The sequence below is a fragment of the Selenomonadales bacterium genome (assembly GCA_017442105.1).
GTDB lineage: Bacteria > Bacillota > Negativicutes > RGIG982 > RGIG982 > RGIG982.
In genome coordinates this window covers 1-4,249 of record JAFSAX010000112.1, presented here as the reverse complement: position 1 = coordinate 4,249, position 4,249 = coordinate 1, and the positions used below count along the sequence as shown (strand labels likewise).

At 46.9% G+C, this 4,249-nt stretch carries 3 protein-coding genes; 2 read left to right on the top strand and 1 reads right to left on the bottom strand.

All coding sequences use genetic code 11. The features are described from left to right. Together IJN28_04365 and IJN28_04360 are read left to right on the top strand one after the other, a co-directional pair. Window positions 1-2,631: autotransporter outer membrane beta-barrel domain-containing protein (locus IJN28_04365; GenBank protein ID MBQ6713005.1), on the top strand; the 2,631-nt coding region annotated here is incomplete at its 5' end. Between the two features lie 58 nt (window positions 2,632-2,689). Then, complete coding sequence (locus IJN28_04360; protein MBQ6713004.1) at window positions 2,690-3,148, top strand: hypothetical protein; 459 nt, start codon at window positions 2,690-2,692, stop codon at window positions 3,146-3,148. Window positions 3,149-3,249: 101 nt separating this feature from the next. Here the strand turns inward: IJN28_04360 and IJN28_04355 are convergent, their stop codons facing one another. Continuing rightward, complete coding sequence (locus IJN28_04355; protein MBQ6713003.1) at window positions 3,250-4,161, bottom strand: 5'-nucleotidase; 912 nt, start codon at window positions 4,159-4,161, stop codon at window positions 3,250-3,252. Between the last annotated feature and the right edge of the window lie 88 nt (window positions 4,162-4,249).

Genomic DNA, 4,249 nt, shown 5'->3' with positions numbered 1-4,249 from the left:
ACGCTCGACAAGCTTGCCAACAAACTGTACTACACAGGCTATGTAGACGGTGAACGCAACCTCACAGGCTCCGTAGAGATCGCAGAAGGTCTTACGACATCGTCTGTTAAGAAAGCATACGGCAACATCGGATACAGCGAAACAGATGGTCAGGGTAGTCTTGATGGCGCGGCAGAAGGTCTTATCCCTGACAGCCAGACGAAAGACACCTTCACAACAGAGATCTTTGGTGAAGCCGAATATGACAAAGAGTATTTGGAAGCAGGTGTTATCGACAAAGACGGCAACTACGTATTCACAAAGGATACGACCATATCGACAACGTCTCCGTTCACCACAGGTTTTGGCAAAAAATTCTATGGCAGTATTACGAACTATGACTGCGACAACTACAACGGCAATGGTATCGGCAACACGTATATCAATATGAACGGTCATGACCTTACGATCAATACGACTGTTGATCAGAAAGGAACCTGGCCGCAGACATATGGTGGTGCTATCTATGCAGTTAAACAAGGTGATCTTGTCATCGATAATCCGGGCGCGATCAACATCAACAGCAACGTAAGCTACTATTACGGCTTTGGTATCAAAGCAGGCTCGTCTGCCAAAGGACAGCTTGCACGCGTCATCATCAACAATGACAACGATCCTGCACATGCAGTCAAGATCCGCGGCGGCATGACCTCGGGCAGCAACTTTGCCATGAACTACTGGGGCATCTTCACGAACAATGACAATGAAGTCCATATTAAAGGTCTTGCTGATATTGAAACGAATAAGGCAGTCAATGTATGGGCACGCAGTGGTCTTATCGATATTGGCGGCGGTAAATTTGTAGCAAACGACTTTGCTGCGCTCTGGGCAACCGAAGGCGGTACTGTTAATATCAACACGGCAAAAGACGAAAATGGTAAGGTCATCGGCGGCGGTACGAATGATGTTGTACTCAAAGGCGATATCCAGGGTACGACTCCGTGGTACGGCGGCGGCGGTAACTTCAATGTTGCATTCACAACGGATGACTCCAGCTTCGAAGGTGCGGCAACGAAAGGTTCCAATATCAATATTTGGCTCCAAAACGGCGCTCATTGGAATAATACAGGTGCCAGCGTATTGACGAACTTCTACGGCGACAATACGAAACTCCGTAATACGGCAGCAGACAGCTACATCTTCCAGGATGGCGACGATGCATCGCTCTCGATCGATAACTACAGCGGCAGCACGACTGTCATCTACAAACATGATGCACAGACACCGACGACGATCCTCGGTGGCGACACCACGATCAAATCGGCAGCAGAAGACTCTGCGATCACGCTTCGCACCGACAGCGACGGTATCGATCTCCAGAATCAGGATACGGTCAACGGTACACTCGATGCTCTTGCACACAAACTCTTCTATACAAACTATGTTGACGGCGAACGCAACCTTACAGGCTATGTGCAGATCGCAGAAGGTCTTACGACAGCTTCGGCAGCGAAGAAGGTCGGCGATATCGCTTACAGCGATACAGACGGCCAGGGCAGCCTTGTCGTTGACAGCGTAGAAGATGTTGGCGGCAACGAAGGCGGCAACGAAGGTGGCAATGAAGGTGGCAACACAGGTGGCAACGAAGGTGGTAACACAGGTGGCAATGAAGGCGGTAACACGGGCGGCGTAAGCGGCAGCACTACGATATACGGCGACAGCGAAACGGCTATGATGCGCGGTGCAAAATCTGCTATGGCTTCTGCGGCAATGATCTGGCGCACGGAAAACGATGACATGATGCAGCGTATGGGCGATATCCGTCTGGATAACAACGCAGCAGGCATCTGGGCGAAATACTATGGCGGTAAATCGGAAATGGATGCGCAAAAAGCGAAATTCACGAACGAGTACACGGCATACCAGTTCGGTTATGATAAGAAAGTCAAAGGTGGTTGGACAGTCGGTGCGGCATTCAGCTACAACGATGGTGAAAGCGCTTACGAATTGGGCGGAAGTGGTGACGTTTCTGTAGCAAGCCTTTCGCTTTATGGTACTCGCATGAGTGATGACGGCAGATATCTCGACCTCGTCGTTAAGGGAAGCAGACTTGACAACGATTATACTGTCTACAACGATATGCGTCATAAACTTGATGGTGACTACGATACGTGGGGTGCATCGTTCAGTGCAGAATACGGTAAACGTTTCGAAAAAACGAACGGGTTCTACTTCGACCCGAGCGTACAGCTTACTGTCGGTCATATCCATGGTACGGACTATGCGGCGACGAGTGATTTCCTTGGTGCAAACGGAAAATACAAAAACATGTATGTCGATCAAGACAGCATGAACAGCGTTATCGGTCGTATCGGCTTTGGTATCGGTCAGAAAACGGAGAAAGCCAACTACTTCGCCAAAGTTGCACTTGCACATGAATTTGGCGGTGATTTCTCGACGACATATCGCGCTGATGGCGAAGCGGGCGGACGCACGAATATCGACTTCGGCGGAACGTGGTGTGAACTTCAAGTCGGCGGCAGCATGAAATTGAGCAATACGAGCGTACTCTACGCAACGTATGAACGCAGTTTCGGTGGCGATGTTGAACAGAAATATCGCATCGATGCAGGCATGCGTTTCAGTTTCTAAGCAAAAATGATTGATGGGGACGGCATAAGCTGTCCCTGTCAATAAAGGAGAATGGTATATGGAACAAACACAGTACACGGTAAATGAAAAAACAATGAAATGGAAAGCATTTCTAGCGGAGAATAAAATAGAGTGCTTTTCTGTCGAAGAAAAACAAGATGAAAACGAAACAGCGATCTTCCGCAGTCAAGTGCAGATCAAAGGACAGGTCTTGCCGATGGCTATATTACTTGACAAGAGTGTATATGCACTTCTTCAAGTACAGCTTGCAACGGGCGTTGTGACAGATAAGGTGTTTACGAAAATTGCGCCATATCTCAATGAGCTGAACAATAAATATCGCATCTCCAAATTTCTCGTTTCTCCGAACGGCGATCTCCTTCTCAATGTCTGTATGACATTTGAAACGAACACCTTTAATCCTGCCCTCCTTAATGCCGTTACAATGGAAACTGCGAAGTTTTTGGAAACGGAATATGCACCGATCATGGCACGTGTATGGAAAGCTATCAAATAAAACACTATAAACAATAAAAATACCCAATGAGGAGCAGAATTCTCATTGGGTATTTTTGTATAAGCGTGTAGGTTGGCAGATTAAAAATATAATACGGGATCTTATTCAATATCGTTATTCTTTTTATACGGAACACGTGCTGCGGGTACCAATTGCGAGGCGGGGCCTATGTGTGTAGGCTGGTCGTCAAAGAAAATATTGGCATCGAATGCTTTGAGAATTTCACTTTTTTGGATGCCGCCGAGGAAGAAGGCTTCATCAATTCGCACATTCCATGCGCGGAGCGTTCTGATGACTCGTTCGTGTGCAGGCGCATTGCGTGCTGTGACGAGGGCGGTTCGAATCGGTACAGGCTCGTTTGGAAACTCGTTTTGGATAATAGAGATCGTTTTTAATAATTTAGCAAACGGGCCTTCGGGCAACGGTTTTCTTGCGTTGGCCTGTTCGTGTGCGGTAAATGCCTCCAAGCCTTGTTGCTGATATATCCGCTCGGCTTCATCTGAAAATAAGACTGCATCTCCGTCGAAGGCTATCCTGATCTGGTTGATCTCCTTATTGGGATCGAGCGGCAGATTGGAGTGAGAGCAGATAAGACCGGCGGCGAAGTTTGCGTTGATCGCCTCTTGTACATCAAGCTCGTTTGCTGACAAAAAGAGATCTGTTCGGAAGGCAGCAAGGTAAGGCACAATAGATGTTCCGCCTACAAGTGCGGCGCGGCTGATCTTTAGACCATAATGGTCGATAGAGTTGAAGATACGTAAGGACGTATCTGCACTATTCTTGGACATGATGATGATCTCGGTCGAATAACGCCCTTCTTTATTCAAGTTATGAAGGGCTTTGATCAAAGGAAATGCTGTTCCCGGTTTCAAGATATCATTTTCATGCTCAAGTTGATATTGGGAATAAGATTCAAGACCTTCTTGGTCAAATATTCTGTTTTCTTCTTCTAAGTCAAATAATGCTCGAGAAGAGATTCCAACGACAAGTTTATCATCAAGTGTCAGAGCCATATTTGTTCCTCCTGCCGGCGATAATAGATTTAGTTTGTGTTATAAAAAATTCGGTGTATCAGAGTATTATCATTATAACATATTTTGT

Coding starts and splice junctions, on each gene's coding strand:
- IJN28_04360 (MBQ6713004.1), top strand. CDS start 2,690: ATGGAACAAACACAGTACACGGTAAATGAAAAAACAATGAAATGGAAA.
- IJN28_04355 (MBQ6713003.1), bottom strand. CDS start 4,161: ATGGCTCTGACACTTGATGATAAACTTGTCGTTGGAATCTCTTCTCGA.